5 protein-coding genes are annotated in these 5300 nt (G+C 75.6%); 2 read left to right on the top strand and 3 right to left on the bottom strand.

Features of this window, described 5'->3' with window-relative positions:
• From M3Q23_05980 to M3Q23_05970, 3 genes are all read right to left on the bottom strand, one after another.
• Positions 1-554: glycosyltransferase (locus M3Q23_05980; protein MDP9341645.1), on the bottom strand; the 554-nt coding region annotated here is incomplete at its 3' end.
• A complete protein-coding gene (locus M3Q23_05975) occupies positions 551-1720 on the bottom strand; it encodes a GNAT family N-acetyltransferase (protein MDP9341644.1) in 1170 nt (389 codons plus the stop codon). The genes M3Q23_05980 and M3Q23_05975, both read right to left, overlap by 4 nt.
• Positions 1720-2625 (bottom strand): aminoglycoside phosphotransferase family protein, encoded by a 906-nt coding sequence (locus M3Q23_05970; GenBank protein ID MDP9341643.1) that lies wholly within the window; start codon positions 2623-2625, stop codon positions 1720-1722. The genes M3Q23_05975 and M3Q23_05970 overlap by 1 nt, the downstream gene beginning before the upstream one ends.
• 157 nt (positions 2626-2782) lie before the next feature.
• Between M3Q23_05970 and M3Q23_05965 the strand changes: the two genes are divergently transcribed.
• Positions 2783-4234: an O-antigen ligase family protein gene (locus M3Q23_05965; GenBank protein MDP9341642.1), complete on the top strand. Its 1452-nt coding sequence runs from the start codon at positions 2783-2785 to the stop codon at positions 4232-4234.
• The coding region (locus M3Q23_05960; protein ID MDP9341641.1) for a glycosyltransferase at positions 4231-5300 on the top strand (1070 nt) is incomplete at its 3' end. The genes M3Q23_05965 and M3Q23_05960, both read left to right, overlap by 4 nt.

Genomic DNA, 5300 nt, shown 5'->3' with positions numbered 1-5300 from the left:
GCCCGGGCCTCCTCCGTGGCCACCGGGAGGGACTCCACGTCGATCGCGCTCGCGACCACGCGGTACCGGGCGCGGATGCCGGCCCGCGCGCCCCGGTCGCGCTCGGCCCGGCTCACACACACCACGGCGTGGGCCCATCGCGCGCCCCATCGCTCCCAGGCCAGGGCGGCCCGTTCCACCGGTCCGGAAACGGCGTGGAAGGACCAGGCGTGGGGCTGGAACACCGTGGGCCGGCGCCCCCGAAGGACCAGCCGGCCGGCCAGGCCCGCCTTCGAGGAGTGAAGATGCACCAGGTCGGGATCGAACGCGCGGACGATGCGGGCCAGGCGAGCGACCTCGCCGGCGGTGGCGGGCCCCGGTTCGCGGGAGGCCTCCCACGGGATGTGCCGGACGCCGATCCGCCCCGCCCACGTGTCGAGGCCGCGGTCGGTGGAGCAGGCGATCGCCACGTCCCAGCCTCGCCCGGCCTGCATCCGGGCGTGGTAGGCGGACGTCTGGAGGCCGAGCTCCGTGGTGTGGGCGACGTGGAGGACCCGCAACGGCCGTGCGCTCACGTCCGTGGCCCGGCCGGCCGGTTCCCGGTCCGGCGCCGGAGCCACCGGGACCGGTACGCGCGCCAGGCCCTGGTCAGGACCCGGTTCCCGTCGCGCACCCGCCGCAGGGCTTGCTTCGTGGCCTGCGGCGACTCCGCCCGCATCCGGACCAGGGCCCCGGACCACGCCACGAGGTGCTGAGCGGGCACGACGTCCGTGCTGGTCCGGAGCTTGTACTCCTCCTCGCCCCGCATCCAGTCGAACTCGTCGAACCGCTCGCCGGCCAGCGCGGCGGCCAGCGCCGACTGGTCGGCCAGGCGGCCCGGGCTGAACCAGGAGAACTCGGGGTCGAACCGGCCGTCCCACAATCGGTACGCGGTCCCGTCCAGGACCCCGACCACGTAGCCGGCCAGGCGGCCGGAGAACCGCAGCGTGGTCAGCTCGACCTCCCCGCGGCGGGCCAGCTCGGTGATGATGCTCCGCCAGAATGCGGCCATCCGGCCGTCGTCCAGATCGCTCCGGCGCACCAGGTGGAGGTCCCGGTCCCGGTGCACCTGCTCCACCTCGGGCAGGGCCGCAACGATGCGTTCCGGGTCCCGGATGTGGTCGACCTCGAGATCCATGCCGGCCCGCTTGATGCGGTTCCGCATGGTCTTGGCCACGCCCCGGCTGTTGTGGCCCACGTAGGCGTTGAACGAGCGGCCGCCGTGCTCGAACCGGGTGGTCGGGGAACCGTCGCCGGGGATCAGCCTTCCGCCCGGGAGCAGCGACGCGATCGTCGCCGCGGCCGGGTCGTCCACCGGAAGCTGCTCCACCCGGAGGCGCCACGGGCGGGGGAGGGCTCGTACGGCGGCCGCCACGGCCCGCCCCAGCTCGACCGCCGCTTCGCCGTCCCGGGCGGCGAGCCGGGTCTGGTCGCTGGGGCCGTGGCCGAGGCCGACGACCTCGGTCCGCCGGCCCACGCGCTTGCGGCCGAGCAGCGCAACGGCGTCGAGGCGCCCCGCGCCGTCCAGGGCGATGGCCCACGGCTGGAAGTCCGGGTAGCACGAGGTCCACGTGGTGAGCCAGGGACGCCGGGCGGTGATCGGCGCGCCGGAGGCGGCGTGGAGGTCGTCCAGCCGCTCGCCCAGCTCGCCCAGGGCGCCCTGCCCCGCCAGCTCACGCACCGCGCGCTGTCCGGTGGCCATCAGCGGGCCGTCCTGCTCCGGGTCCAGGCGGCGGCGTCGGCTCGGGCCTCCCGGGCCCGGGCCATGGAATGCCCGAGCAGCGCGGGGTGATCGGTCCCGGGATGGCGAAACCGGCGGGGGACCAGCGCGACGTCGGCCAGCGACCGCAGGGCCAGCCAGTGATGCAGCACGGCCAGCCGGGTCCGCTCGGGGTCGGTGGCCCCCGCCAGCACGGCCTCGAGCACGGCGTCACGGTCCTCGGACCGCTCCAGCCCGCACCACAGCGTCATGAGATCGGTTCCCCGCGGGGCCATGCCCAGGAACTCCATGTCGGTCACGAATGCCCGGCCCGAGGTCGCGTCGAACAGGACGTTTCCCGGGTGGTAGTCGCCGTGGGCCAGCTGATCGGCTGGAAGGGTCAGGGCCCGCCGCCGAACGGCCACGAACTCGCGCACGTCGATGGGGCTGGCCGCGAGGCGAGCGAGCCGGGCCGGCAGCGTCCACCGGGAGGCCCGGCGCTCCTCGCTTCCGGCCAGGAAAGACGGAGGAGGCGGCGGCGCGGCGGCGACGGCCTCGGCCAGGGCAACCGCCGCCCGGACGTACGCCGGGCCGGCGGGGACATCGTCGGCGACCCGCTCGGTGGCGAGCCAGCTGCCGTCGGGCGCCGCCGCGACCACGGCCGGGGCGCTGATACCGCTGAGGGCCGCCCATTGAAGGCGTCCCGTCTCCAGCAGGATCCGGCGCCGCCCTGCCGGCGAGTCGGCCACGTACACGAAGTGCCGCTCGCCCCTTCCCACCCAGGAGTTCTGCCACGGGCCGGGCTCGAACAACCTGGCCCGCTCGCCGATGGCGTTCTGCACGGCCAGCAGGCTGTGGGACACCGACGGCGGGTCGGAGTCCAGGAATCGGTAGGTCGCGCGCGTCATCCCACTCCAGGGGTTCGGCCGGGGAACCGGCCAACTGAACAGCCGGGCGACGGTCCGGTCCGGGAATGTGACTATATCCACCGAATCGGGCCAGGCGGTACATTCGGGACCCGCGCCGCAGGTGGAGTCGGCGCCCCGACGCACCGATAACAGCACCGTGACCCGATCCACGGCAACCCTGACCCGAGCCGCCGTTCCCCGGTCGTTCTCGTCGCGGCCCCGGATCCGCCTTGGCTGGCTGGCCGTCGCGGCGGCCGCCTTCGCCGGCGGCGTGGTCCTGGCGGGGCTGGGGGCTCGGGTCGGGTCGGCGGGCCCGCTGGTCATGGTGCTCGCGCCCGTGGCACTCCTGGGTGCCGCGGCCATCCTGGCTCGCCCGGCCCTGGGGGTGGCGGCGGTGTTCCTGAGCTTCCCCGTGGGGTTCGTGGCGCTGCCCGTCGGCTCGCTCGACATCAAGGTGGTGGAGGCGATGGCCGCGGTGGCGGTGGGCCTGATCGTGCTCCGCCGGATCTCGGCGGCGGCGTCGCCCCTTCCGTGGGCCCCCCAGATGTGGTGGGGGCTAGGGCTGGTGGCCATGGCGCTCGTGGCGACACCCGGCGCCCTCGACGGCACCGAGGCCCTGAAGCAGGACGGGCTGCTGGCCGTGGGGTTCCTGTTCGCGCTGGCCATCCCGGCCGCGATCCGTTCGATGCGGGAGCTTCGGGGGGTGGTCGGCGTGCTGCTGGCGGTGGGGACCGGCATCGCCGCCTACGGGTTCAAGGGCGTCTCGCACCTCCAGGCGTCGTTCGGCGGGACCGTGGTGACGAACCGCGCCCAGGGGCTGTTCGCGCAGCCCAACGAGCTGGGCGCGTTCAGCGCGGCCATGATGATGCTCGCCATCGGGCTGCTCCTGGGGGCCCGCAGCGGATGGGTGCGGATGGCGGCGGCCGTCGCGGTGGTGGTGGACTTCGTCGCGCTCGCCCTGTCCCTGTCCCGCGGGGCCTGGATGGGTACCGCGTTCGCCGCCGCGGTGCTGCTTGCCGTGCTGCCCCAGGCCCGCCGGGCTCTGCTGTCGGTGGGGCTCCCCGTCCTCATCGTGGCCGCGGTCGCCGTCTCCGTGTTCCTGCCGGCCAGCCCGCTGCCGGGCGCCGTCAAGGTGGTGGAGCAGCGGATCGGCACGCTCACCCACCCCACCATCGCCGTGAACCCGTACGACATCCGGCCCCAGATCTGGCACGAGGCCGAGCTGCTGATCCAGGAGCATCCCTGGACCGGCATCGGCCCCGGGAACTTCCCGGTGGCCACGGAGCTCGACAACCGGCTGCCCGAGCCCATCGACCACGCCCACGACGTGCTGCTCACCGTGGCGGCCGAGGTGGGCATCCCGGGAGCGCTGGCCCTGATCGGGCTCACCCTCGCCCTGGCCCTGCTGGCCCGCCGGGTGGTCCGCGGGTTCCCCGACCCGCTGGACCGGGCCGTCCTGGCCGGGATCGCCGCCGCCCTGGCCACGCAGATCGGGCACGGCGTGGTGGACTTCATCCTCCGAAACGCCGTGCTCTTCCTGCTGATGTGGGCGCTCGCCGGGATGCTGCTGGCCGCCGGCCGGCTGCTGGACCAGGAGGAGCCGGCGTGAGCGGAGCCCCAGAGGCGCTCCGGCGCCGGACACCGCCCCTGCGAGTCCTGCTGGTGTTCCCGTTCGGTGTGCTGGGTGGCGCGGAGATCTGGCTGCTCCGCGTGGTGGAGGCGACGGACCGGTTGGACCTCTCCGCGGTGGTGCTGGCGGAGGGGCCGCTCCGGGAGGAGCTGGCCCGGCGGGGGATCGACGCCACGGTCATGCCCACGGGGCGGACGGCCCTGGGCATGGGGGCCGCCATCCGGCGGCTCCGGCCGGAGATCCGCCAGCGCCGGCCCGAGGTCGTGCTGGCCCTGGGGGTGAAGGGCGCCGCCGTCGCGGTTCCCGCCGCCCGCCTGGCGGGCGTTCCGGCCGTGTGGGCCCGCCCCGATCATTCCCTGGACCGGAGCCTGGCCCGGCCCCTGGGCCGGCTGGCCGACCGGGTGGTGGCGATCTCGCCGGAGGTCGGCCGGGCCACCGGGCGCTCGGACGCCGTGGTCATCACGCCGCCCCGGCCGGAGCGGCCGGTGGCCCGTGCCGCGGCCCGGCGGTTCTGGGCCGGTCGGGGGGTCGAGCTGGACGACGGTCCCACCCTGGCGATGGCCACCCGCCTCATCCCGTACAAGGGCGTCGACGACGCCATCGCGGCCCTGGCCCGGGAGGGGGCGGAGGCCTGGCGGCTGGTGGTGGCGGGCGGGGACGACTACGCCACGCCCGGCGAGACCGACCGCCTGCGAACCGTGGCCGCGTCTTCCGGCGTGGCCGATCGAGTCGTGTTCGCCGGTCCGGTGGACGGAGCCGGCCGGTACCTGGCCGCCTTCGACGCGCTGGCCGTCCTGACGAAGTCGGACGCCCGGCGTCCCGGAGCCGAAGGATTCGGCATCGCTGCGCTCGAGGCCATGACGGCGGGCGTTCCCGTGGTGGCCACGGGAAGCGGGTCCCTCGAACGCATGGTCGCCGGGGGCGCCGGCGTCATCGTGCCGGAAGGCGACCCCGCGGCCGTGGCCCGAGCCCTGGCGGAGCTGACCCCGGCCGCCGCCCGGCGCCGTGCCGCCCGTGCCGCCCGGGCCTCCGCCACCCGCCACCC

It is taken from the genome of Actinomycetota bacterium (assembly GCA_030774015.1).
In the GTDB taxonomy this organism is placed as follows: domain Bacteria; phylum Actinomycetota; class UBA4738; order UBA4738; family JACQTL01; genus JALYLZ01.
This window is presented reverse-complemented; position numbering and strand designations above follow the sequence as displayed.